Source organism: Pseudomonas putida (assembly GCF_009883635.2).
GTDB lineage: Bacteria > Pseudomonadota > Gammaproteobacteria > Pseudomonadales > Pseudomonadaceae > Aquipseudomonas > Aquipseudomonas putida_W.
In genome coordinates this window covers 6,001,367-6,024,132 of the sequence record NZ_CP026115.2, presented here as the reverse complement: position 1 = coordinate 6,024,132, position 22,766 = coordinate 6,001,367, and the positions used below count along the sequence as shown (strand labels likewise).

The following is a 22,766-nucleotide window of genomic DNA, read 5'->3' as shown; positions in this document are numbered from 1 at the left end:
GGCCTCTTCGCAGGCTTGCCCCGCGAAGAGGCCGGCACTGGTAACACAAAAGTATGTTCAAGCCATAGGCAAATCCTTCATCACCCAGCAGCCCGCTGAATCAGGCCACAAGGTAAAGTGGCAGGAAAATTCCAAGGCGCCCGCGAACGGCGCCAACGAGGTGCCTGTGGCTTCCTATACCTTGCGACAACTAAAGTATTTCGTTACCACCGTCGAGGCCGGCAGCGTTGCTGAAGCCTCGCGCCAGCTGTACATCGCCCAGCCGTCGATCTCCACGGCGATCAAGAGCCTGGAAGAAAGCTTTGGCGTGCAGCTGTTCATCCGCCACCACGCCCAAGGCGTCTCGCTGACGCCAAGTGGCAAGCGTTTCTACGCCAAGACCAAGTCGTTGCTGCAGATGGCCCACGAGTTCGAGCAGAACGCCCTGGCCGACAACGACACCGTGGCCGGTCAGATCGACATCGGTTGCTTCGAAACCGTGGCGCCGCTGTATCTGCCGCGGCTGATCGCCGGCTTTCGCGAGCGTTATCCGGGCGTGGACATCCGCCTGCGCGACGGCGAGCAGCAGGATCTGATCCAGGGACTGACCGCGGGCACCTTCGACCTGGCATTTCTCTATGACCACGACCTGGACGGCACCATTGAAGCCGAACCCTTGATGCCGCCGCAGAAGCCTTACGTGCTGCTGCCCGAGAAGCACCGCTTCGCCGGCCAGGCACAGGTGTCACTGCGCGACCTGTGCCCGGAGCCGATGATCCTGCTGGACGTGGCGCCGAGCCGGACCTACTTCGTCAGCCTGTTCAATGAAATGGGCCTGACGCCGAACATCGTCTTCAGTTCGCCGTCGATCGAGATGGTGCGCGGGATGGTGGGGCAGGGCTTCGGGTTTTCGCTGCTGGTGACCCGGCCACATTCGGAATGCACTTATGACGGGCAGAAGCTGGTGACGATCGACATCGCCGAGCCGGTGGCGCTGTCGGGGTTGGCGGCGGCGCACCTGAAGCGGGTGCAGCTGACCAAGCCCGCGCAGCTGTTCGTCGAGTTCTGCCGCGAAGAATTGGCCAAGTTCTGAGACCTTGGGGCCGCGAAGCGGCCCCAGCTATCTCGAATGGATCACTGCTGATCCGGCACCACCGCAATCACGTCGATTTCCATCAGCCACTCGGCCTGGGCCAAGCCGGCCACCACCAGCCCGGTGGAGATCGGGTAAACGCCCTTGAGCCATTTGCCCACTTCCTTGTACACCGGTTCACGGAAGCGTGGGTCGGTGATGTAGGTGGTGGTCTTGACGATGTGCGACAAGTCGGAGCCTGCCTCTTCGAGCAGCTGCTTGACGTTCTTCATCGCCTGCTCGGTCTGCGCCCGAGGGTCACCCAGGCCCACCAGCTTGCCTTCGAAGTCGGTGCCGACCTGGCCACGCACGTAAATGGTGTTACCCGCCCGCACGGCCTGACACAGGTCGTTGTCCAGGGTCTGGTTAGGGTAGGTTTCCTTGGTGTTGAACATGCGGATGCGAGTATGAGTAGGCATCAGTGGGCTCCGAAGGTGCTGACGTTGCTGATCGAGTGGTCTTGTTGCTCATCCGCGTCGCGCTGCTCGCGGTCGCGGTAGGCCAGGTAGGTGCGCTGCGTGGCGATGTGGCCGGCGACATGCTTGGCGTCGTGCCACACGCCCCAGATGAACGACGAGCCACGGCGCGACAGCCAGGGCAGGCCGAGGAAGTACACGCCCGGCTCGCGGGCGACGCCACGCTGGTGCTGGGGCTTGCCGTTGGCGTCGAAGGTGTCGACCTGCAGCCAGCTGAAGTCCACGCCGTAGCCGGTGGCCCAGATGATGCTGGTGACGCCGGCCTGGGCCAGGTCCAGTTGCTGCAGCGGTTTGACCATGCACTCCGGGTCGGCCAGGCGTTTGCGCGCCTCGGGCTCTTCCGGCAGGTCCAGGCCGTTGCGCTCGATGTAGGCATCGGCGGCATCCAGCAGGGCCAGGTAGTTCTCGTCGCCGCGGTTGATGTTGTCGACCAGGTTGTCCTGAAAGCGTGCCACGCCGTTTTCGAACGACTGGGTCAGGCCGACCAGGGTCATGCCCTGGTGGGCGAGGGCGCGGAAGTCCACGGTGTGGCCGCCACGGGCGCCACTGACGGCGATGGTCACGTGCTCGCGGCCCGGTTTGGCGATTTCCGCGTCCCACTCACCCAGTACACCCAGCCACCAGCAGAAGTCGCGGTTGCGGTAGGCCCGTGGCGGGCGGTCGTGGGCGCCGACCGACAGGTACACCTGGCGCCCGGCACGCATCAGCTCTTCGGCGATCTGCACACCGGAGGAGCCGGCGCCCACCACCAGCACGGCGCCTTCTGGCAGCTGCTCGGGGTTGTAGTAGGCGGCGGAGTGGATCTGATGCAGGTTGGCATCTTTCGGCGCGATGGCCGGGATGACAGGTTTCTGGAAGGGGCCGGTGGCAGCCACTACGCGGTTGGCGCGGATTACGCCTTCGTTGGTCTCGATGGTGAAGCCGGGGCGGTCGGCATTGCGTACCACCTTCTTCACTTCGATGCCGGTGCGTACCGGCAGGTTGTACTTGCGAACGTACTGCTCGAAGTAGTCGGCGACCTGGTCCTTGCCGGCGAAGGCGTCGGCGTCGAGGTTGAATTCCAGCCCCGGGAAGCGGTCATGCCAGACCGGGCCGTTGGCCACCAGCGAATCCCAGCGGCCGGTGCGCCAGGCCTCGGCAATGCGCTTGCGCTCCAGCACCAGGTGCGGCACGCCAAGCTTGCTCAGGTGTTCGCTCATGGCCACGCCGGCTTGGCCGGCGCCAACCACGAGGGTGTCGATTTCGATGTTGTTCAGTGTCATGTCCGAGCCCTTGTTCAGGCGGTTTTTGTCAGGTCGGTTTGGAGGACCGCCGTTGCCTGGAGCCAGACTAGGGATGCCTGGAAAATCGCGAAAATAGTATTTAGCTGGGGCTTGCCGATAAAACGGCGAAGGCCCCGATTTTCCTGGGCTTGGCTGGGGTTATAAGGGCATTTCGACCGGTATTGGCCGGCCTTAGTTTTTTCCTGTTCAAGGCACAGGAAAATGTTGGTTTCGTGGCCCTGAAGCTTGCGCCCAGAATGCTGGGCATCGCACAGAACAACAGGAGTTCCACCATGACCTTCTCTATCATCGGTCGCTGCCAGGAAACCGGCCAGGTCGGTATTGCCATCAGCTCGTCGAGCATCGCCGTGGGCGCCCGCTGCCCGTGGGTACGTGCTGGCGTCGGCGCCGTGTCGACCCAGAACATCACCTTGCCGGCCCTCGGCCCGCAAATCCTCGATGCCATGGAACAGGGCCAGATGCCGCCTGCCGCCGCGCTGGACCGGGTGCTCAGCGCCAACGGCTGGAGCGAGTATCGCCAGGTCACGGTGATCGACAGCCAAGGCCAGGTGGCACTGTTCACCGGCCAGGAAGCGCTGGGCGTTCATAACGCCGTGGCGGGCGAGCAGTGCGCGGCCGCTGGTAACCTGTTGTCCTCGCTCCAGGTGATCGAAGCCATGGTGCAGGCCTTCGAACAGGCCGGTGGGCATCTGGCTGACCGCCTGCTGGCAGCCATGCACGCCGCGATGGCGTCGGGTGGTGAGGCCGGCCCGGTGCATTCCGCGGCACTGAAGATCGCCGGCGAGCTGACCTGGCCGCTGGTGGACCTGCGTGTTGACTGGGCTGACGAGGACCCGATCGGCGTGCTCGATGGCCTGTGGCAGGCGTACCGTCCGCAGATGCAGGACTATGTGACCCGCGCCCTCGACCCGACCGCCGCACCCAGCTACGGGGTGCCGGGCGATGAGTGAATTCAGCAGCCGCGCCTTACTGGAGCGGCTGATCGGTTTTGCCACGGTCAGCCGTGACTCGAACCTTGAGTTGATCGCTTTCATCCGCGACTACCTGGCCGGGCTTGGCGTGGAGTGCGAGCTGTTCCACAACCCGGAAGGCAGCAAGGCCAACCTGTTTGCCACCATCGGCCCCAAGGATATCGGCGGTGTGGTGCTGTCCGGGCACACCGACGTGGTGCCGGTGGACGGCCAGGCCTGGACACTGCCGGCCTTCGCCTTGACCGAGCGCGACGGGCGCCTGTATGGCCGTGGCACGGCCGACATGAAGGGCTTCATCGCTTCGGCGTTGGCTGCCGTGCCGGCATTCCTGGCGCAACCGCTGCGCATGCCGGTGCACCTGGCGTTCTCCTATGACGAGGAAGTTGGCTGCCTGGGCGTACGCTCGATGCTGGCCGCACTGGAAAAGCGCCCGCACAAGCCGCGCCTGTGCCTGATCGGTGAGCCTACCGAATTGAAGCCAGTGCTTGGCCACAAAGGCAAGCTGGCGATGCGTTGCGAAGTGCATGGCGCGGCCTGTCACTCGGCGTACGCACCTTACGGAGTGAATGCCATCGAGTATGCTGCGAAGCTGATCGGCAAGCTGGGCGAGATCGGTGATGGCCTGGCGTTGCCGGCCCATCACGACGAGCGCTTCGACCCGCCGTTCTCCACGGTGCAGACCGGGGTCATCAAAGGGGGCAGGGCGCTGAACATCGTGCCGGAGGAATGTGCGTTCGATTTCGAGGTGCGCGCGCTGCCGGGGTTCGAGGCGCAGGCGGTGGCCGACCAGCTGCAGACCTACGCCGAGGCCGAGTTGCTGCCGCGCATGCGCAAGGTAAACGCTGGCAGTGCGATTCGCCTGCAACCGTTGAGTGCGTATCCGGGGCTGGCCACGCCAGCCGACAGCGAGGCCGCGCGCTTGGTGGCATTGCTCAGTGGTTCGGATGATTTCGGCACCGTGGCGTTCGGCACCGAAGGCGGCCTGTTCGACCAGGCGGGTATTCCGACCGTGGTGTGCGGGCCGGGCAGCATGGACCAGGGGCACAAGCCGGACGAGTTCGTCAGCGTCGAACAGATGCGGGGTTGTGATGCGATGCTGCTGAGGTTGGTGGATTACCTCAGGCAGGAATGAGGGTGTTGGCTTCGTCGCGGGCATGCCCGCACAGGTACTGCACAGGGCTTGAGAGCTGTGGTGTCCCTGTGTGGGCATGCCCGCGAATGGGCTGCGAAGCAGCCCCGGCGGCTTAGAAGGTTGCCTTGACCTGCAGGCCAAAGACCAGCGCGTTGTCGATGTCCTTTCCGGAGAACGCCCCAGGTTCGATGATGTATTGCACATCCGGGCGCAGGTTCAGCCACGGCGTGGCCTGGTAGCCATAGCTCAGTTCCACCAACTGCTCGGCATTGTCGATGTTGGGGAACTGCTGCCCAGCATTGAATGCAGCGTCTTCCAGCACATCGCGGCTACGCGGGTTCGGCACGGCACGGCCATAGCCCAGGGCCACGGTATCGCGCGGGCGGCCTTCGAACGGCTTGTACAGGACCACACCGGCGCCATACCACTTGGTGAACGGCGAGGCGGCCTCGCTCGCTGCCGAGTACTGGCCGAAGGCGTGCAGGCTGCGGCCTGGCGAGCCGGCGTCGTTCCACACGGCCTGGTCGACCAGCAGGTAGTGGCCACCGCGACCGGACACTTCCTTGCTGCTGTCGACGCGCTTCACGTCGGAGCTGTCGTAGTAGTAACCCAGCTTGTACTCGCCCGGCAGTTCGCCCTGCAGCTTGTACACGAGTTCCACAGGCACCACGGTGCCTGTGGTGTGCTTGGGCCCCAGGTGCCAGGCGCGGCTGGAGTTGCCGTTGCTTTGCGGGTCGACGTTGAATGCCGCCACGCGCAATTGCCAGGACGGCGACAGGTCGTACTTCACGCGCACGCCGAGGTGGGCGTTAGGGTAGTTGGTCCAGCCACTGCCGCCGGACATGTTCAGTGGGTGGCCACAGAAGCCGGCGTTCATGAAGTTGCACAGGATGCCGCTGTCGAGGCCGCCGAGGTCGTTGCCCATGGCCATGTAGCCGAGCTTGACGTTGAGCGCCGGGGTGAACAGGGTGCGTTCGTAGCTCAGCTCGGTCAGGCGGGTGTACAGGCCGCCGTAGTTTTCCTGAATCGGCAGGCGGTTGCCGACCAGATCTTCCGAGGCGCTGTTGCCGCGGCGGTCGTTGATGGTCAGCTGGACCTTGCCGCCGTTTTCCAGGCCGTACAGTTTCGACAGGTCGAACTGGGCGCCGAGCTTGATGTTCTGCGAATAGCGCGCCGAGCGGTGCAGGCCGCCGTGGGCGTTGTAGGCGGTTTCACCGCTGTAGTCGCCGGTGATCTTGACGCCGTCTTCTTCGAGCTGGTGACGCAGGCCGCCCCAGTCACCGGTCATGGTGCTGCGGTTGAGCAGGTCGCCGTCGGCCAGGGCAGCGGTGCTGGCCAGGGCCAGAAGCAGGGTTGGGGTGATGCGGATTGCGGATGGCATTGCTGTGTCTCGTGTTGTTTTCGGAGGGCCATTCGCGAACAAGCCCGCTCTCACCAGGATCAGGGGAGAACCTGTGGGAGCGGGCTTGCCCGCGAATGCAGCGACGCGGTCTTACGGCAGGGCGTAAGAAATCACGTAGTCGCCACGATCAGTCGACTGGCGCGCACCGCCAGCGGTGATCACCACGTACTGTTTGCCGGTCTTCGGCGAAACGTAGGTCATCGGACCACCCTGGCTGCCTACAGGCAGGCGGGCTTTCCAGATCTCGTTACCGTTGCTGCTGTCATAGGCGCGCAGGTAGAAGTCCTGGGTACCGGCGATGAACACCAGGCCGCCTTGGGTCGACAGGGTGCCGCCGAGGGTCGGCAGGCCGATCTTGATCGGCAGGTGCATGCGGATGCCCAGGGGGCCGGTGTCTTCCACGGTGCCGACCGGTACCTGCCAGGCGATCTGACGGGTCTTCATGTCGATGGCGGTCAGGGTGCCGAAGGGCGGGGCCTGGCACGGGATGCCGGCAACCGACAGGAAGCGGTTCTTGTTCACTGCGTATGGGGTGCCCTTGAGCGGTACAGCGCCCATGCCGGTGTTCAGTGCTTCACCGCCGGAGGCTGCGCCACCTTTGTTCTGCGATGGGATCATCTGGATCCACAGGCCCAGGCGCATGTCGTTGACGAAGATGAAGCCATGTACCGGGTCGGTGGAGAGGCTGCCCCAGTTCATGCCACCCAGCGAACCCGGGAAGCTCAGCGACAGGTCGGTACCTGGCGCGGTGTACAGGCCGTCGTAGCGCATCTTCTTGAAGTCGATACGGCACAGCAGCTGGTCATACGGCGTGGCACCCCACATGTCCGATTCGCTCAGGGTCTGCGCGCCGATCTGCGGCATGCCTACCGATTTGGGCTGGGTCGGCGAGTACGGCTCGTTGGGGATGTTGCTTGGCTTGACCGGCACTTCGTCGACCTGGGTCAGCGGTTTGCCGGTGGCGCGGTCGAGCACGTAGATCTGCCCGGCCTTGGTGCCGATCACCACTGCAGGCACGGTCTTGCCGTCGTCCTTGGTGAAGTCGATCAGGCTCGGCTGCATCGGCAGGTCGAAGTCCCAGAGGTCGTTTTGCACGGTCTGGTATACCCACTTCTGGTTGCCGGTGGTGGCGTCCAGGGCCAGCACGGAGGCACCGTAGGTGTGGTCCAGCTTGCTGCGCTCAACGCCATAGATGTCGGTGGACGACGAGCCCATTGGCAGGAACACGGTGTTCATCGCCGGGTCGTAGGACATCGGTGCCCAGCTGTTCGGGGTGCTGCGCACGTAGGTGCTGTCGCCTTCCGGCGCTTTACGGTCTTCCGGGTTGCCCGGGTCGAAGGCCCAGCGCATTTCACCGGTGATCACGTCGAAACCACGGATCACGCCGCCAGGCATGTCGGTCTGGACGTTGTCGGCGACGCGGCCGCCGACCACCACGGTGGTACCAGCCATCAGCGGTGCGGAGGACAGCTGGTAGTAGGAGTCCGGCACGTTACCCAGGCCGGCCATCAGGTTGACCTGGCCGTTGTTGCCGAAGCCCTGGCAGAACTCGCCGTTGTCGGCGTCCACGGCGATCAGGCGGCCGTCGATGGTGTTGGTCAGCAGGCGACGCTGGCAGTTGGCACCGGCCGCTACGCTGCCGCCGGTGATCGGCGAGCTGTTCGGCTGGGTCGGCTGGGCGATCGCGGCGGTGGCGTCGAAGTAGGCCATGCCACGGCAACGCTGCCAGACCTTGGACTGGGCGTTGATCTCGTTCTTCCACAGCTCTTTGCCGGTGTCGGCATCGAGGGCGATCAGGTTGTTGTGCGGGGTGCAGATGAACACCTTGTTGCCGATCTGCAGCGGGGTCAGCTGATCTTCGGCACCGTTGCCGTCACTGATGGCGACGTCACCGGTATGGTAGGTCCAGGCCACCTTGAGCTTGTTGACGTTGTCGCGGTTGATCTGGTCCAGCGCGGCGAAACGGCTGCCACCTTCGGTGTTGCCGTAGTGGGCCCAGTCCTTCTGCTCCTTGCCGGTTTCGACCGGGGTCATGCCCGGGCCCTTGCCGGTGGGGGCAACGCTTGGGTGGGCGACGAACATGTTGCCCGCGGCGATCACCAGCACCACGGCCAGTACGCCGGCGATGCCGTAGGCACCACGGCCTGCGCTGGCGCCATTGGCACGGGCGAGCATCGGGTAAACCAGCGCCACGACCATGCCGATCGCGCCGAACATGAACAGGCGCGAGAACAGAGGCCAGAACACCAGGCCAGCGTCGCTCAGCGCCCAGATCGCGGTACCGACCAGGAACGCCGCATACAGCCAGGCGCCGGCCTGCTTGCGGCGAGCGATGAGAATACCGGCGATGGCCATGGCCAGGCCGCCGATCAGGAAGTACCAGGAACCGCCCAGGCCGGCGAGCTTGACGCCGCCAGCAGCCAGGAGCAGGCCGAGCAGGGCGATGATCACGCCCAAGCCGACCAGGATGATGTTTGTGGCGCCAGAGGCGCGCGGTGTTTCGTTCATGCCAGGGATCTCAGCAGGTGGAATGTGCGCAGTCTAAGCCCTTAGCTTGCTAATTAACAAGTTGGTACATAATTTTATGAGGCTGATTGTCGCAGGGCCGAACTTGCAAAGATGTGTATAAAAGTTTAGATCTAGCCCTGAAAATTGCAGTAAAAATGGTATTTGGCAGGTATATGGATGTAGCGCTTTAGACTTTTGTAGCATGAACGATGGACGTATCAGTGGCTTGGCCAGGGTGTTTCGCTGCCATGAAACACGGCAAGCCAGATGGTCGGCTGCCCTTGGGCAGTCCATTCCACCCGATGACGGCAATGCGCCGGAATGTCCAGGCAGTCGCCAGGCACCAGCAAGCGGGTGTAGTCCTCGTGTTCAAGGCGCAGCCCGGCGGTACCGGTCAACAACATGATCCATTCGCCTTCGGCCTGGTCATACCAGTAGCCCGGCGGGCTGGCCTGGCCGCAGGAAACGATGCGTTCGATGCGCAGGCCAGGGCGCCGCAGCAGTTCATCGACCCGTTCGGCAGCGGAAGGGTCGCAATGGGGCAGTGCATTGAGCAGGTTGGTGACGGTCATGGGCAGTTCTCGCACTGATGGAGGTGCTTCCACTATGGACCTGATCGCTCTGTTGTGCGCTTCTTGACCCGCTTCGTGGTTTGTAGGACTGTTCCGAGATTTGAGAATTGGGGTACCCATGGACAAGCTCCTGGCGATGAGGATGTTCACCACCACAGTCGATGCCCAGGGCTTTTCTGCGGCAGCGCGCAGGCTCGGCGTCGCCACCTCGTCGGTGACGCGCCTGGTCGATGGGCTGGAGTCGGAACTCGGCACGACCTTGCTCAACCGCTCCACGCGCCAGGTCAGCCTGACCGAGGCGGGCGCACGTTACTACGCCCGGGCCAGGGAAATCTTCGACGCGCTGGACGAGGCCGACGCGAGCGTCGCCGACCGTGGCGATGAGCCGGTCGGCGTGCTGCGCCTGTGCCTGCCGGTAGAGTTCGGCCGCCGCGTGATCGCACCGCATCTTGGGTCGTTCCTGGCCTGCCACCCGTCGCTGGAGCTGGACATCGACATGAGCGACCGGCTCGATGACCTGCTCGACGGCCGCTACGACCTGTCCATTCGCCTTGGCGACCCATCACCGCACGACGAACTGGTGTGCCGGCCACTTGGCCGCTTCCAGCGCTGGTTGGTGGCAAGCCCAGATTACCTGGCCAGGCGTGACGCGTTGCTGCATCCCGAGCAGTTGCTGCAGCACGCCTGCCTGCGTTTTCGCTACGGGCAGAAGGCGCGCGCCTGGCGCCTGCAGCGGGCCGATGAGGCAGTGGAACTGGACGTGAGCGGGCCGTTGCGCAGCGCCAACGCCGACCTGTTGCGCGAAGCGGCGCTGGCCGGCAGCGGTATTGCCTTGCTGGCTGACTGGCTGGTGCGCGAGGATGTGGCGGCCGGTCGCCTGCAGCGGGTGTTTGCGGACTGGCAGGTCAGCCCCGGCACCGCCAACGACAGCATCAATGCCTTGTATTTGCCCAACCATCGCGGCTCTCGGCGGGTCAACGCGTTCATCGGCTTTTGCGAAGGCCTGCTCACACCCTGATCCCAGCCGTTGCGCCTGGCGCAAAGCCCCGTTGCGCCGGAACCGGATTCTCTCGTTGGCAAGCGCTCGGTAAGGTGCCTGGCATATTCCAACCCGATGCCGAGGTACCTCGCATGAATTCCTCCCTTGCTGCTGCACCGCCAGCCCATGCCGGCCTGAGCCGTGCCCTGGTCGCGCTGCTGGCGTTCTGTTGTGGCGCAATCGTTGCCAATATCTATTACGCGCAGCCCATCGTCGGGCTGATCGCCCCGGACCTGGGCCTGTCCACCGAGCGCGCCAGCCTGATCGTGTCGCTGACCCAGTTGGGCTACGCACTGGGCCTGCTGTTGCTGGTGCCACTGGCTGACCTGGTGGAAAACCGCCGGTTGATGATCGTCACCGCCGTACTGGCCTGCGTCAGCCTGTTGCTGGCGGGGACCAGCAGCAGCGGCCAAGGGCAACTGTTCCTGGTCTATGCCTTGCTGATCGGTTTCAGTTCGGTGGCCGTGCAGATGCTCATCCCGTTGGCCGCGCACCTTGCGCCTGAGCAAGCGCGCGGGCGGGTGGTCGGCAACATCATGGGCGGCCTGCTGCTGGGCATTCTGCTGGCGCGGCCGCTGTCGAGCCTGGTCGCCGACCACTTTGGCTGGCGCACGGTGTTCATCGGCGCTGCTGGCCTGATGTTGGCGATCATCTTGCTGCTGGCGCTGACCCTGCCGCGCCGGGTGCCTGAGCACAAGGCCAGTTATACCGGGCTGATGCTGTCCTTGGTTGCCCTGCTGCGCCAATACCCGGTGTTGCGCCAACGCTCGCTGTACCAGGCATTGATGTTCGCGGCGTTCAGCCTGTACTGGACTGCAGTGCCACTGGCCTTGGCCAGTGAGCACGGCCTGTCGCAAAGCCAGATCGCCTTGTTCGCCCTGGTCGGCGCGGTCGGCGCTATCGCCGCGCCGATGGCCGGCCGCCTGGCCGACGCCGGCCATGCCCGTGCCGGTTCGTTGCTGGCGCTGGTGTTGGCGCCGCTGGCGCTGCTGCTGGGGCTGACGGCGCCCGGCTACAGCGTGATCGGCCTGGGGCTGACCGGGGTGCTGCTGGATTTTGCGGTGCAGATGAACATGGTAATAGGCCAGCGTGAAGTCTATGCCCTGGACCCGGCCAGCCGTGGGCGGCTGAATGCGCTGTACATGACCAGCATCTTCCTGGGCGGGGCAATGGGTTCGGCGGTGGCCAGCGCGGTGTTCGCCCAGCAGGGGTGGCACGGTGTGGTGCTGGTGGGGGCGGCATTGCCGGGCATGGCCCTGGTCATCTTCCTGCTGGTTGCGCGGCGCACTTGAGCCATCAACGGCCCAGCGGCAAAGCCACGCCAATCAATGCAAACAGGCTCCCGCAGCAGCGATTGAACCCTTTGCCGCCCTTGGCCAGCCAGGGGCGGATGCGAAACGCCAGGCGCGCCAGTACGTATTCGACCACGCATTCCACGCTGGCAAAGGTCGCCGCCATGATCACGAACTGCAGCAACAGCCCACGCTGTGGGTCGATGAACTGCGGCAGGAAGGCACCGTAGAACAACAGTACCTTGGGGTTGGCGATAGCCGACAGCAGTCCTTGGCGGAACATCCCCAGGTTGCTTAGGCGGGCAGCGCGCTCGTTTACCTCCAGATGCAGGGCAGGGCTGCGCCAGAGCTGGATGCCCAGCCACACCAGATAGGCTCCCCCCACCCATTTGAGCACGGTCAGCACCGAGGCCGACGTTTGCAGCAGCGCCGTCAGCCCGAACATCGCCAGGGCAATCAGTGCACTGAAGCCGAACACCCCGCCGACGATGGTGAACAGCGTGCGGCGCGCGCCGTACAGTGCGCCGTGGGTCAGGGCGAGCAGACTGTTCGGGCCGGGGGTCAGCGACAGGCCGATGCTCGCCAGCAGGTAGATGAACCAGGTATCCAGAGCCATGATGGGCGCCTCAGGTATTCACGAGCAGCCAGTCTATGGGACGGCACTGCAAGTACAGGGTATGATCTGGACATTCAATGGTGTTTTCTGGACCTGTTTTGAATGACCCCTGATATCCGCCTGCTGATCCTGCCGCTGCCGGACTTCGCCTTGCTGCCGTTCGGTGCGTTTCTCGACAAGCTGCGCTTCAGCGCCGACGACGAGGACTACAGCCAGCAGCGCTACTGCAGCTGGACCGTTGCCAGCCTGACCGGCGAGCCCGTGCCGTCAAGCAGTGGTGCGGTGCTGCAGGTGCAGGCCATTGCCGAACAGTTGCAGTGGGAAGACTACGACTACCTGGTGCTGTTCGGCAGCCGCAATGCCGAAGCCACGGCTGCGTTGGCGCCGTGCTACAAACCCCTGCTCAAGCGTGCGGCCAGGGCGGGGGTGAAACTGGTCGCCATCGACAACGCTGCCTTCCTGCTGGCCGCCTGCGGCCTGCTGGACGGGCACAAGGTCGTGGTGCACTGGCGCCATGAGGCGGAGTTTCGGGCATCCTTCCCGCAGCTGCAGGTGCTGCGCGAGCAGTTGTACTGCATCGACGGGGCGCGTATCACCTGTGCCGGCGGCACGGCAGCCCTCGACCTGGCGGTGGCACTGCTGGCGGGCGCCTGCGGGCGTGCCCGGGCGCTCAAGGGCCTGGCCGACATGCTGGTGGACGAATCGCGAGACAGCCGCCATGCCCTGCGCTCACTGGAGGCCGGCGCCGGGCAGGGGCGCCACGTGCAGCGCGCGCTGGCGCTGATGCGTCATCACCTGGGTGCACAAGGGTCGATCGAACAGCTGGCTGCGGAGCTCGGCATCAGTCGGCGTCAGCTGGACCGCCAGTTCCAGGCCAGCCACGGCATGAGCGCCAAGGCCTGGTGGCTGGAGATGCGCCTGCAGCAGGCGCGCTGGCGATTGCTCAACTCCAGCCACAGCCTGGCGCAGATCGCCGATGAGGTCGGACTGGGCGATGCCAGCTACCTGGGCAAGTGCGTGCGGCGGCGGTTTGGCTGCACGGCGCTGGCGCTGCGTAGCTCAAACGGTCATTGCGGCGTGCCAAACAGGCCGGTCCAGTAGATGCCGGCATCGCTCTTCGGGTCTACCGCATAGGCTGCGCCCATTTCGCGGAAGTCCGGGTTCATCAGGGTGGCGCAGTGGCCGGGGCTGTCGAGCCAGCCATCCACCACCTTCTGCGCGGTGTCGCGCCCGGCGGCGATGTCTTCGCCGATCTGCTGGTACAGGTAGCCGGCCAGTTCTGCCCGGTCACCCGGCGTGCGTCCCTCCTTGTCGATATGGTCGAAGAAGTTCTGGTTGGCCATGGCCCGTGTATGGCTGGCTGCCACGCCCGCCAGCGCCGTGCTCCAGCTCAGCGCAGGGGCTGCGGCAAACGGCTGGCCGCCGCATTGGCGGGGGGCCTTGCGTGCGACATTGATGGCCTGCAGCAGCTTCTGCCCCTCAGCCTGCCAGTCACCCAGGCGCCCGCTGAGCAAGGGCCGGGCCAGCACGATGCGCCAGTCGCGGCCTTCCTGGCTGACGCCGATGTCGACAAACTGCGGATCGAGCACCACCTGGCAGAAGCTCTCCTTGATGGCATTCATGGCAGCGTTCGCATCACGTGGGCCGGACAGGCTGATGGCCTGGACGTTGACCATCGGGTAGGCAGCGCGGCTCATGGCCTGCTGCAGGTCGCGAGTGCCCTCCGGCGACAGCGCCAGGCGCGTGTCGCTGTTGAGCGGCGGCAGTTCCACCGACACCTGGTCCCCGCAGCGCTGGGCCTGGCTGCGGTAGGTATTGATCGAATCGATCAGCTGCGCCTCTTCGCCGGTGACGGCCAGGGCCCCGGTCGACAGGACCAGGCCCAGCGACAAGGCAGCAACGGATGACAGGACGCGCATGTGGATCTCCCTGTGACTGGCAGCGTCTTGGTATGCGCTGCTCATCCTACACAAGCGCGAGGCTTTTGGCCCAGTCTCGTGCAAAGCATCGATAACGCCAGCAATGACTTGCGGGCGGCAAAAGAGGGAGTAGACCGGTGAGCGCCAGAAAAGTGCAGTGGCGGATCAGCGCGCCAGTTCCTGATTCGGCTTGTAGAACAGGAAGTGCCGGGTCTCGGCGGTCTTGCGATAGGCCTTGGCCCAGCTCGGGTGTACCTGGCGGTCATGGAAGTACAGCGCGCCGCCAGTACTGTCCTTGAGTTGCTGGTTCAGGGCCTTGCGGGCGATTTCCTTGGCAATGTCGTAGCGGTCCTTTTCCTCGACCTGGTCCGGGCGGCCGTCACACCACCAGGAAAACTGGCAGGATTTGGTTTCCACGCCTTGCTTGACCACCCCGCAGATGGTGTCAGGGAAGCCATCCTTGCCCAGCCGGTTGATCACCACGCTGGCCACCGCGCTCATGTCTTCGGCGTCGGCACCCTTGGCTTCCCAATAGATGGTGCGTGCCAGGCAGGTAATGCTGTCATCCATCGGCGCCTGGCCTGCAGGGTCCACCGCTTGTACTTCGCCAGGGGTGATGGTTTCCGCCTTTTTCGGCGGTGCAGCATCCTCCACCACCTTCTTCTCGAGGTTTTCCGCCTTGTCCTCGGCCACTGCCGCCTTGGCACTGTCGGCGGCATGCAAAGGGCCTGCGAGCAGGGCCGAGGTCAAGCCGATCAGCATCCACGAGAGGCGCATGGTCAATTTTCCGAAGTGTGTGCTGAGTCACAGTCTAGCCAAGCGCAATCACTTCAGCGTAAGCATTAGCACCAAAGGCAAGGTCGCGGCAGCCAGCACGGTCTGCAGGGCGATGATGGTGGCCATCAGCGGCGCATTGCCGCCCATCTGCCGCGCCATCACGTAAGACGATGAAGCGGTCGGCAAAGCCTGGAACAGCACCGCCACAACCGCTGCCTGGCCGCTCAACCCAAGCAGGCGGCACAGGCCCCAGGTGGTCAGCGGCATGACCAGGAACTTGAAAGCCGATGCCGCCAGCAATGGCCGAACTTGTTGGCCGAGACTGGCGCCGCCGAGCGCGGCGCCCACGCACAGCAGGCCCAAGGGCAGGGCAGCCTGGCCCAGCGCCTTGACCGTGGGTTCAAGGCCGGCCGGCAAGCCCAGGCCGGTGACCCGCAACAACAGGCCCCCGGCGCAGCCGACGATCAGCGGGTTGGCGAAGATGGCCCGCAACACCGTTGCCGGGGAGCTGTGGCGTGCACTGAAGCGGGCAAATACCAGCACGCAGAGCAGATTGACCAAGGGCACGATGGCGGCGTTGGCCACCGCAGCCAGTGCAATCCCGGCGCTGCCGTAGATGCCGGCGGCGAGAGTGGCGCCGATGTAGTTGTTGAAGCGCACGCCGCCCTGGAACACCGAGGTGAAGTCGGCGCCGTCGTGGTTCACTGCACCCTGGTAGAGCACCAGCAGCACGGCGCCTAGCAAGGTAGAAAGCATCAGTACACCGACCATGCCCAGCACCGGCACGCCATCGAGATTGGCCGTGGCCAGGCCGTGGAGAAACAGCGAGGGCAGCAACACGTAATAGCTCAGGCGTTCGGCGCCCGGCCAGAACGACTCGGCGAGGAAGCCGCGGATGCGCAGGAAGGTGCCCAGGGCAATGAGCAAGATGATGGGCACGAGTGTGGTCAGCAGCAGGTGAAGCATGGTGGTCGTTCCGTGGTCGGGTACGGGCACAGGTTAGCGTGGCTGACTGATTGGGAAAAACGTTGATTTCTTCACTGACTGTTGAGGAAAACTGTACCTTTACGCGTCCATGGCGGTCCTCAACACCGCACTGAGGTGCCGGCGCTGGCTCTTTTCGTGTTCCAGCAACACCACCCGCCGTACCAGTTGTGGCTCGCCAAAGGGCAGGCAGGTGGCCGGCGGCAAGCGTTGCAGGTCGTCATCGGCCATGGGAATGATCGCCACCCCCAGCCCCATCACCGCCATGCGCGCCAGTGCTTCCTGGCTGTCCAGCTCCATCTGCTCACTGACCTGCAAATGTTGGCGGCGCAGCTCCTGCTCGATCTGTCGCCCGGCCCAGGCACGCTTGTCGAAGCGCAGGAACGGTTGGCTGGCCAGCAGCTGCGGCAGGCTCTGGCCTGCCAGTTCGGGGCTGGCGATGGCCCAGAAGCGGTCCTCGAACAGCGGCGTGAAAATCAGGTTCTGCGGGTAGGGACTGACCGGCTCTGTGGTGATCGCTGCATCCAGCTCGCCATCTTCGACGCGCCGTGCAAGCTCGGCCGACATCCCTGAGTTCACGCTGATGTGCAGTTCCGGGTGATGTGCCTTGATCCACACCAGGGCCTTGGGCAGGCGTCGGGCCAGGACCGTGTGGATCGCCCCCAGGCGCAGCCGGCCACGCAGGCTCGGGCCGCTGGCCAGGGCATCGGCCAGTTCGTCATAGGCGCCGAGGATGTGCTCGGCCCGCGCCACCGCCAGCTGCCCGGCTTCGGTCAGCACTACCTGGCGACGGCTGCGGTCGAACAGCGCGACCTTGAGCTCGTCTTCGAGGGTCTTGATGTGCAGGCTCACGGCCGAAGGGGTGAGGCTGAGCAGGTCGGCGGCACGGGCGAAGGTGCCGTGGCGGGCGATGGTCACCAGGGTGCGCAGGGCTTTGAGGGACACGCGAACGGGCTCCGGGCGGCAAGGGAAGTGTTTCAGTCTGTGGCTGAATGGAATGCCTGGCAAGCTGCGCAGTCCCACTCGTTATGTGGGTATGAAGCCCGCCAGTCCCAAACCATGGAGAAACGAAATGAAAGCAGTAGTCTTCACCGCATTGCTGGCCTCGGCCGGTCTCGCCCAGGCCGCGCAGACGGTGGAATTGAAGCTGGCCGGGGCGGATGGCCCGGGCAAGTCGATCGGGACCATCAGCATCGAACAGAACAAGTACGGCACTGTGCTCACCCCTGACCTCAAGGACCTGCCGCCGGGCGTACATGGCTTCCACCTGCACCAGAAGGGTTCATGCGCAGCGGCAGAAGAAAACGGCAAGCCGGTGCCAGCCGGCGCGGCGGGCGGGCATTGGGACCCTGACGCCACCAACGCACACAAAGGCCCCTATGACGACAGTGGCCACCGTGGTGACCTGCCGGCGCTGTATGTGGGCTCCGACGGCAAGGCCACCTACCCGGTACTGGCGCCACGGCTGAAAGCTACGGATTTCAAAGGCCATGCACTGATGGTGCATGCTGGAGGCGACAACCACAGTGACCATCCAGAGAAGCTGGGCGGTGGTGGTGCCCGCGTGGCTTGCGGGGTCGTTCAATAATCCATTTCTTGAAGTTGGCCCGATCCCTGTGGGAGCCGGCAAGCACGGCTGCCACTCAGCTGCGTAACCACTGCACCAGCCCCAGTACCGTGGCCGTGGTGTCGCGGCCATGGGGCACCACCAGGTAATACGCTTCTCGTGGCTTTACCACCAGGTCGGTCAGCCGTACCAGTTCGCCAGACGCCAGCAGGTGATCGAGCATGCGCCCCCAACCCAGCGCCACGCCATGGCCGTGTAATGCGGCCTGGATGGTGTCGGTGTACAGGTGGCAGCGCAGCCCGTAATCGAGCTTCGGCGGGTTGCCTCCGAGGGCGCGGAACCAGGTCGGCCAGGTCATCCAGCCCTCGGTGGTGGCATCGGCGTCGAGCAGGTCGGCGGTGTACAGGGCTTCGAGCGAGTCCGGCCTGGCATTGCGTGCCAGCCAGGCCGGCGAACACACCGGGAAAACCTCTTCCTCGAACAGTTGCAACGCAGTGCCATCCTCCCAACGGCCATTGCCGTAGCGCACCAGCAGGTCGATGTCGTGATTGCGCAGGTCGCCGGTGAACATCTGCGTCGCCAGGCGCAGGCGCACGTGAGGCATGGTCGCGCGCAGGTTGCTCAGGCGCGGCATCACCCGCAGCTGGGAAAAGGTTGCGGTGGTGCTGAGCACCAGTTCCTGTTCGCCGCTGCCTTCACTGAGGCGGTCGAACATCGCCGCGATTTTCTGCAAGGAATCCGACATTACTGCGAACATCGCCTGGCCTTCGCTGGTCAGGCGGATACCGCGGTGCAGCCGCTGGAACAGCTGTACCCCAAGGTTATCCTCGAGCTGCCGGATCTGCTTGCTCACCGCCGCCTGGGTCACGCCCAGCTCACGGGCCGCAAGGGTGACACTGCTGTGCCGGGCGACCGCTTCAAATTCGAGGAGGGCGGTCATCGATGGGATGATGCGTCGGTAACCTTTGTGGGTATTGCCGTTTTCTTGTGTTTTCATGCGAAGTCCTGGCAAGCGCGACACGCTGGTCCGCGTCGCGCGCCGACAGTGGCAGAAAACGCGGCAGGGCGAAAGGGCTGCTCAGGGTTGGCGCTCGGCCACCGCACGTAATGTCCGCAGCGTCACCACCGGGGCATCGACGACGAAGCGATTGGCCAGCCAGCCCGGCACGTCCCCCGCCGGGTCTGCCTGCAACTGGTAGGTCACCTCGGTTTCCCGTTCGCCGAGCGGCTTCATGACCCATTCGCCGGACAGGTGCTGTACGCGGATCAACCCCGGCTCTTCTGGCAGGCGGTTCGGTTCGGCGCTCAGGTGCCGCACCAGGGTGCCGTCATCCAAACGTTCGGTGCTGACCTTGAGAATGATGTCGCGCGGCAGGGTAGGCCACGGCAGGTTGGTGGTCAGGTAGACCCAGGTCGTGTCCCCCTCCACATCCAGTAGGCGCATCTGCTCGCAGGCGTACAGCCACTTGCACGCCACCCGCAGGTTTTCCTGAAGGTCGGTGAGGGTGCGCACGCTGGCTTTCATGGTACTGACGCCGCGGAACTGCTGGTAGGGCGAATCAGCTGTCGCGGCCAGGTAGACACGGATGCCTTCACGGTCGTAGGCGATCTTCCAGTCATCAGCCGCCAGGCTGGTGCTGGAAGCAAGCAATAAGGCAAGCATCAGGCAGCGGTTCATCGCGAGCACCGCGCTAGGGGCATGACTTGTCAGTATGAGCGGCAAACAGAAAGCCCGCCAGGTGGCGGGCTCTCGGGCATCAGCCTGAACTCAACGCTGTGGGTTGAGGGTCAGGTGCACGTGACGGTTCACGTCCTTGTACAGCAGGTAGCTGAACTTGCCTGGGCCGCCGGCGTAGCACGCTTGCGGGCAGAAGGCGCGCAGCCACATGAAGTCGCCGGCTTCCACTTCGACCCAGTCCTGGTTCAGGCGGTACACCGCCTTGCCTTCCAGCACATACAGGCCGTGTTCCATGACGTGAGTTTCCGCGAACGGAATCACGCCGCCTGGCTGGAAGGTGACGATATTGACGTGCATGTCGTGGCGCATGTCGGCCATGTCGACGAAGCGGGTGGTGACCCAGCGGCCTTCGGTGCCCGGCATCTCGATGACGGTGGCGTTGTCGCGATGGGTGACGAACGACTCAGGCACGGCCAGGCCTTCGACTTTCTGGTAGTGCTTGCGCAGCCAGTGGAAGGTGACGTTGGCCTTGCTGTTGTTGCGCAGGCTCCACTCGGCGCCCGGGGCCAGGAAGGCATAGCCGCCTGGGGTCAGGGTGTGGTGCTTGCCTTCGACGGTGATGTCCAGCTCGCCTTCGACGATGAACACCACGGCTTCGGCGTTCGGGTCCAGCTCAGGGCGCTCGCTGCCGCCTTCCGGGGCCACTTCGACGATGTACTGCGAGAAGGTTTCGGCAAAGCCGGTCAGCGGGCGGGCGATGACCCACATGCGCATCTTGTCCCAGAACGGCAGGTGGCTGGTGACGATGTCACGCATCACGCCTTTGGGGATCACGGCATAGGCTTCGGTGAACATGGCACGGTCAGTCAGCAGCTCGGTCTGAGCTGGGTGCCCACCGTGGGGGGCGAAGTAGGAGTGGTTCGACATGAGCGGTCTCGACTTGTTGTTCTCTCCCCGTGCCTTGGACCACACCGGCCGGTGCGTGCAGGGGATGTGCGGACAGCATAGGGGGCAGTCCGCGTCATCCACAAATTAAATGTTGAAATACTCGACATTCAGTTACTGAATGCGAACCTGGCGCCCAGCGTGGGCTTCGGGCAGCCGGTCGCCCTGGCCGAACAGCTTGTGGCGCAAGGTGCCGTCGGTGTAGCTCAGCGGGTAGCGGCCACGGCGCTGCAGCTCCGGCACCAGCAGGTCGACGACGTTGGCCAGGTCGTCCGGTTGCACGGCATAGGTGAGGTTGAAACCGTCGATGCCGGTCTGGTCGAGCCAGTGTTCCAACTGGTCGGCAATCTCGTCGGGTGAACCCACCAGTACCGGGCCACGCCCACCCAGGCCGACGAATTCGGCGGCTTCACGCACGGTCCAGCGGCGGTTCGGGTCGGCGGCGGTGAACGCCGCCAGCGCGGCACGGCCAGCATCGTTTTCGACGTATTCGATGGGGGCATCCGGGTCGAGGCCGGCGAAGTCGATACCGGTCCAGCCTGAAAGCAAGGCAAGGGCAGCGTCCAGATCGACATAGCGGCGGTATTCGGCAAAGCGTGCCTGGGCTTCCTGGGTGGTCGGCGCGACGATCAGCAGCGCCTGGGCATAGATCAGCACCTCGTCACGGCCACGCCCGGCCACCTCGCTGGCCTGGCGGATGCCGTCGGCGTAGCGGCGCAGCACTGTCGGCGTCGGGCCGCTGATGAACACGCACTCGGCATGCCGGGCGGCGAACTGTTGGCCACGCGCCGAGGCACCGGCCTGGAACAGCACCGGCGTGCGCTGGGGTGAGGGCTGGCACAGGTGCATGCCGGGCACCTGGAAATGCTCGCCGGCATGTTGGATGGCGTGCACTTTCGACGGTTCGATATAGCGGCAAGTTTCACGCTCCAGTTGCACCGCATCGTCTTCCCAGCTTTTTTCCCAAAGCTTGTACAGCACCTCCAGGTACTCCTCGGCCAGGTCGTAGCGCTGGTCATGGCCCAGCTGGCGGGCCAGGCCCAGGTTGCGCGCGGCGCTGTCGAGGTAGCCGGTGACGATGTTCCAGCCGACCCGGCCATTGCTCAGGTGGTCGAGCGTGGACATGCGCCTGGCGAAGGGATAAGGGTGTTCATAGGTCAGCGAAAAGGTGACGCCGAACCCCAGGTGCTCGGTGACCCCGGCCATGGCCGGCACCAGCAGCAACGGGTCGTTGACCGGCACCTGTACGCCACCGCGCAGGGCGGCCTGGGGGCCACCCTGGTAGACGTCGTAGATGCCCAGCACGTCGGCGATGAACAGCGCATCGAACAGCCCGCGCTCCAGCAGGCGCGCGAGGTCGGTCCAGTAATCGAGGCGGTTGAACGCCACGCTGGTGTTGCGCGGGTGGCGCCACAGCCCCGGGGACTGGTGGCTGGCGGCGTTCATGCTGAAGGCGTTGAAACGGATGTGGCGGGGCATTGCCTTCACTCCCTGGTCACGGCAATACAGAAGCCGGGTAAATGGCATCAGCCACTTGCAACTTGTGTGGAATCAGGCCCAGGCCCTGGAAGGTATCGGCCAGTTTCTGCTGCTCGGCGACGATCTGCGGGGTGATGGCCACGGCGTTATAGTTGCGCCGCTCGCTGGCCACCTCCAGCACATTGGCGCTGATGCCCAGTTGCGGCGCCAGCAGCGCGGCAACTTCGGCGGGCTTGGCGTTGGCCCATTGGCTGACCTTGCCCAGTTCGCTGAAGAAGGTCTTCAGCAAGTCGCGGTGCTGGTCGGCGAAGGTGGCGGTGGACAGGTAGAAGGTGCGGTTGTTGGTCAGCCCGCTGCCATCGCGCAGGTTCTTCAGCCCCGGCTGGCTTTCGGCCGCTGCAAGGAACGGGTCCCACAGGGTCACGGCCTGCACGCTGCCCGATTGCAGGGCGGCGACGGCATCGGCGGCGTTGTTGACATAGGCCGGGGTGATGTCCTGATAGCTCAGGCCGGCCTGCTCCAGGGCTACCGCCAGCAAGTATTGGGCGTTCCATCCGCGGCCGGTAGCCACGCGCTTGCCTTTGAGGTCCTGCACCGCGGTGAGGTGATCCTGTTCGCGCACCACCAGGCCGATGCCGCGTGGGTAGGGTTGTTCGGCGGCCAGGTAGACCACCGGCTTGCCGGCGGCCTGGGCGAATACCGATGGCGCGTCGGCAGCGTGGCCCAAGTCGATGGCGCCGGTACTCAGCGCCTCGAGCAGTTGCGGGCCGGCGGCGAATTCGTGCCAGCTGACCTTCACGCCTTGGGGCGCCAGGGCCTTTTCCAGTGCGCCGCTGCCTTTGAGGATGTTGATGCTGTTGAATTTCTGATAACCGATGCGCAGGGTCTTGGTGTCTTCGGCGAAGGCGCTGGACCAGGGCAGCAGGCTGCTGGCGACGGTCGCCAGGAGGCCGCCGACGAGCAGGCGGCGAAGGGGGGAGAAGGGCATGGGCGTCGCTCCTTGAACAGGGTGGGA

At 64.7% G+C, this 22,766-nt stretch carries 22 protein-coding genes; 7 read left to right on the top strand and 15 right to left on the bottom strand.

Features of this window, described 5'->3' with window-relative positions; translation table 11 throughout:
- The first annotated feature begins 166 nt into the window (after positions 1 to 166).
- Entirely contained in the window at positions 167 to 1,072 is a 906-nt protein-coding gene (locus C2H86_RS27365; RefSeq protein WP_085677657.1) for a LysR family transcriptional regulator, read from the top strand.
- A gap of 41 nt (positions 1,073 to 1,113) precedes the next feature.
- Here C2H86_RS27365 and C2H86_RS27360 read toward each other — a convergent pair whose 3' ends face one another.
- A complete protein-coding gene (locus tag C2H86_RS27360) occupies positions 1,114 to 1,530 on the bottom strand; it encodes a RidA family protein (protein WP_159410752.1) in 417 nt (138 codons plus the stop codon).
- Positions 1,530 to 2,849 carry a flavin-containing monooxygenase gene (locus C2H86_RS27355; RefSeq protein WP_159410751.1) on the bottom strand — a complete coding sequence of 440 codons (1,320 nt, stop codon included), beginning with the start codon at positions 2,847 to 2,849 and terminating at the stop codon, positions 1,530 to 1,532. Before C2H86_RS27355 ends, C2H86_RS27360 begins: the two co-directional genes overlap by 1 nt.
- Positions 2,850 to 3,142: 293 nt before the next feature.
- On the opposite strand from C2H86_RS27355, the gene C2H86_RS27350 reads away from it, so the two are divergent.
- Together C2H86_RS27350 and argE are read left to right on the top strand one after the other, a co-directional pair.
- Complete coding sequence (locus C2H86_RS27350; protein WP_159410750.1) at positions 3,143 to 3,820, top strand: DUF1028 domain-containing protein; 678 nt, start codon at positions 3,143 to 3,145, stop codon at positions 3,818 to 3,820.
- On the top strand, positions 3,813 to 4,973 hold the full coding sequence (argE, locus tag C2H86_RS27345; RefSeq protein WP_159410749.1) for an acetylornithine deacetylase: 1,161 nt from the start codon (positions 3,813 to 3,815) through the stop codon (positions 4,971 to 4,973). Before C2H86_RS27350 ends, argE begins: the two co-directional genes overlap by 8 nt.
- Positions 4,974 to 5,085: 112 nt before the next feature.
- Here argE and C2H86_RS27340 read toward each other — a convergent pair whose 3' ends face one another.
- The 3 genes from C2H86_RS27340 to C2H86_RS27330 form a co-directional block, all read right to left on the bottom strand.
- Complete coding sequence (locus C2H86_RS27340; RefSeq protein WP_159410748.1) at positions 5,086 to 6,354, bottom strand: carbohydrate porin; 1,269 nt, start codon at positions 6,352 to 6,354, stop codon at positions 5,086 to 5,088.
- 111 nt (positions 6,355 to 6,465) lie between these two features.
- Positions 6,466 to 8,883 (bottom strand): glucose/quinate/shikimate family membrane-bound PQQ-dependent dehydrogenase, encoded by a 2,418-nt coding sequence (locus tag C2H86_RS27335; RefSeq protein WP_159410747.1) that lies wholly within the window; start codon positions 8,881 to 8,883, stop codon positions 6,466 to 6,468.
- A 218-nt stretch (positions 8,884 to 9,101) separates the two neighbouring features.
- Positions 9,102 to 9,455, bottom strand: a complete 354-nt coding sequence (locus C2H86_RS27330; protein ID WP_159410746.1) for a cupin — start codon at positions 9,453 to 9,455, stop codon at positions 9,102 to 9,104.
- Positions 9,456 to 9,573: 118 nt separating this feature from the next.
- Here C2H86_RS27330 and C2H86_RS27325 point away from each other — a divergent pair, with 118 nt between their 5' ends.
- Together C2H86_RS27325 and C2H86_RS27320 are read left to right on the top strand one after the other, a co-directional pair.
- Positions 9,574 to 10,473 (top strand): LysR family transcriptional regulator, encoded by a 900-nt coding sequence (locus tag C2H86_RS27325; RefSeq protein WP_159410745.1) that lies wholly within the window; start codon positions 9,574 to 9,576, stop codon positions 10,471 to 10,473.
- A 113-nt stretch (positions 10,474 to 10,586) separates the two neighbouring features.
- Positions 10,587 to 11,786 (top strand): MFS transporter, encoded by a 1,200-nt coding sequence (locus C2H86_RS27320; RefSeq protein WP_159410744.1) that lies wholly within the window; start codon positions 10,587 to 10,589, stop codon positions 11,784 to 11,786.
- Between the two features lie 4 nt (positions 11,787 to 11,790).
- Here C2H86_RS27320 and C2H86_RS27315 read toward each other — a convergent pair whose 3' ends face one another.
- Positions 11,791 to 12,402, bottom strand: a complete 612-nt coding sequence (locus tag C2H86_RS27315) for a LysE family translocator (protein WP_159410743.1) — start codon at positions 12,400 to 12,402, stop codon at positions 11,791 to 11,793.
- 102 nt (positions 12,403 to 12,504) lie between these two features.
- Between C2H86_RS27315 and C2H86_RS27310 the strand changes: the two genes are divergently transcribed.
- Positions 12,505 to 13,503 carry a GlxA family transcriptional regulator gene (locus C2H86_RS27310; RefSeq protein WP_159410742.1) on the top strand — a complete coding sequence of 333 codons (999 nt, stop codon included), beginning with the start codon at positions 12,505 to 12,507 and terminating at the stop codon, positions 13,501 to 13,503.
- Here the strand turns inward: C2H86_RS27310 and C2H86_RS27305 are convergent.
- From C2H86_RS27305 to C2H86_RS27290, 4 genes are all read right to left on the bottom strand, one after another.
- Entirely contained in the window at positions 13,470 to 14,321 is an 852-nt protein-coding gene (locus C2H86_RS27305; protein ID WP_159410741.1) for a CAP domain-containing protein, read from the bottom strand. The genes C2H86_RS27310 and C2H86_RS27305 overlap by 34 nt on opposite strands.
- Before the next feature lie 165 nt (positions 14,322 to 14,486).
- Positions 14,487 to 15,098, bottom strand: coding sequence for a cell wall hydrolase (locus tag C2H86_RS27300; RefSeq protein ID WP_159410740.1), 612 nt, complete (start codon positions 15,096 to 15,098; stop codon positions 14,487 to 14,489).
- 48 nt (positions 15,099 to 15,146) lie between these two features.
- Entirely contained in the window at positions 15,147 to 16,064 is a 918-nt protein-coding gene (locus C2H86_RS27295) for an AEC family transporter (RefSeq protein ID WP_110634942.1), read from the bottom strand.
- Between the two features lie 99 nt (positions 16,065 to 16,163).
- Complete coding sequence (locus C2H86_RS27290) at positions 16,164 to 17,027, bottom strand: LysR family transcriptional regulator (RefSeq protein ID WP_159410739.1); 864 nt, start codon at positions 17,025 to 17,027, stop codon at positions 16,164 to 16,166.
- A 127-nt stretch (positions 17,028 to 17,154) separates the two neighbouring features.
- Here C2H86_RS27290 and sodC point away from each other — a divergent pair, with 127 nt between their 5' ends.
- Positions 17,155 to 17,670, top strand: coding sequence for a superoxide dismutase family protein (sodC, locus tag C2H86_RS27285; RefSeq protein ID WP_159410738.1), 516 nt, complete (start codon positions 17,155 to 17,157; stop codon positions 17,668 to 17,670).
- Positions 17,671 to 17,725: 55 nt separating this feature from the next.
- Here the strand turns inward: sodC and C2H86_RS27280 are convergent, their stop codons facing one another.
- From C2H86_RS27280 to C2H86_RS27260, 5 genes are all read right to left on the bottom strand, one after another.
- Complete coding sequence (locus C2H86_RS27280; RefSeq protein ID WP_159410737.1) at positions 17,726 to 18,646, bottom strand: LysR substrate-binding domain-containing protein; 921 nt, start codon at positions 18,644 to 18,646, stop codon at positions 17,726 to 17,728.
- Between the two features lie 81 nt (positions 18,647 to 18,727).
- Positions 18,728 to 19,327, bottom strand: coding sequence for an START domain-containing protein (locus tag C2H86_RS27275; protein WP_159410736.1), 600 nt, complete (start codon positions 19,325 to 19,327; stop codon positions 18,728 to 18,730).
- Positions 19,328 to 19,417: 90 nt separating this feature from the next.
- Entirely contained in the window at positions 19,418 to 20,254 is an 837-nt protein-coding gene (locus C2H86_RS27270; RefSeq protein ID WP_027918838.1) for a bifunctional allantoicase/(S)-ureidoglycine aminohydrolase, read from the bottom strand.
- A 132-nt stretch (positions 20,255 to 20,386) separates the two neighbouring features.
- On the bottom strand, positions 20,387 to 21,751 hold the full coding sequence (locus C2H86_RS27265) for an LLM class flavin-dependent oxidoreductase (protein ID WP_159410735.1): 1,365 nt from the start codon (positions 21,749 to 21,751) through the stop codon (positions 20,387 to 20,389).
- A gap of 16 nt (positions 21,752 to 21,767) precedes the next feature.
- Positions 21,768 to 22,739, bottom strand: coding sequence for an aliphatic sulfonate ABC transporter substrate-binding protein (locus C2H86_RS27260; RefSeq protein WP_159410734.1), 972 nt, complete (start codon positions 22,737 to 22,739; stop codon positions 21,768 to 21,770).
- Positions 22,740 to 22,766: the final 27 nt, after the last annotated feature.

Bases quoted from the DNA above. Each gene is read 5' to 3' on its own strand.
- C2H86_RS27360 (WP_159410752.1), bottom strand. From the start codon at position 1,530: ATGCCTACTCATACTCGCATCCGCATGTTCAACACCAAGGAAACCTAC.
- C2H86_RS27355 (WP_159410751.1), bottom strand. From the start codon at position 2,849: ATGACACTGAACAACATCGAAATCGACACCCTCGTGGTTGGCGCCGGC.
- C2H86_RS27350 (WP_159410750.1), top strand. From the start codon at position 3,143: ATGACCTTCTCTATCATCGGTCGCTGCCAGGAAACCGGCCAGGTCGGT.
- argE (WP_159410749.1), top strand. From the start codon at position 3,813: ATGAGTGAATTCAGCAGCCGCGCCTTACTGGAGCGGCTGATCGGTTTT.
- C2H86_RS27340 (WP_159410748.1), bottom strand. From the start codon at position 6,354: ATGCCATCCGCAATCCGCATCACCCCAACCCTGCTTCTGGCCCTGGCC.
- C2H86_RS27335 (WP_159410747.1), bottom strand. From the start codon at position 8,883: ATGAACGAAACACCGCGCGCCTCTGGCGCCACAAACATCATCCTGGTC.
- C2H86_RS27330 (WP_159410746.1), bottom strand. From the start codon at position 9,455: ATGACCGTCACCAACCTGCTCAATGCACTGCCCCATTGCGACCCTTCC.
- C2H86_RS27325 (WP_159410745.1), top strand. From the start codon at position 9,574: ATGGACAAGCTCCTGGCGATGAGGATGTTCACCACCACAGTCGATGCC.
- C2H86_RS27320 (WP_159410744.1), top strand. From the start codon at position 10,587: ATGAATTCCTCCCTTGCTGCTGCACCGCCAGCCCATGCCGGCCTGAGC.
- C2H86_RS27315 (WP_159410743.1), bottom strand. From the start codon at position 12,402: ATGGCTCTGGATACCTGGTTCATCTACCTGCTGGCGAGCATCGGCCTG.
- C2H86_RS27310 (WP_159410742.1), top strand. From the start codon at position 12,505: ATGACCCCTGATATCCGCCTGCTGATCCTGCCGCTGCCGGACTTCGCC.
- C2H86_RS27305 (WP_159410741.1), bottom strand. From the start codon at position 14,321: ATGCGCGTCCTGTCATCCGTTGCTGCCTTGTCGCTGGGCCTGGTCCTG.
- C2H86_RS27300 (WP_159410740.1), bottom strand. From the start codon at position 15,098: ATGCGCCTCTCGTGGATGCTGATCGGCTTGACCTCGGCCCTGCTCGCA.
- C2H86_RS27295 (WP_110634942.1), bottom strand. From the start codon at position 16,064: ATGCTTCACCTGCTGCTGACCACACTCGTGCCCATCATCTTGCTCATT.
- sodC (WP_159410738.1), top strand. From the start codon at position 17,155: ATGAAAGCAGTAGTCTTCACCGCATTGCTGGCCTCGGCCGGTCTCGCC.
- C2H86_RS27280 (WP_159410737.1), bottom strand. From the start codon at position 18,646: ATGAAAACACAAGAAAACGGCAATACCCACAAAGGTTACCGACGCATC.
- C2H86_RS27275 (WP_159410736.1), bottom strand. From the start codon at position 19,327: ATGAACCGCTGCCTGATGCTTGCCTTATTGCTTGCTTCCAGCACCAGC.
- C2H86_RS27270 (WP_027918838.1), bottom strand. From the start codon at position 20,254: ATGTCGAACCACTCCTACTTCGCCCCCCACGGTGGGCACCCAGCTCAG.
- C2H86_RS27265 (WP_159410735.1), bottom strand. From the start codon at position 21,751: ATGCCCCGCCACATCCGTTTCAACGCCTTCAGCATGAACGCCGCCAGC.
- C2H86_RS27260 (WP_159410734.1), bottom strand. From the start codon at position 22,739: ATGCCCTTCTCCCCCCTTCGCCGCCTGCTCGTCGGCGGCCTCCTGGCG.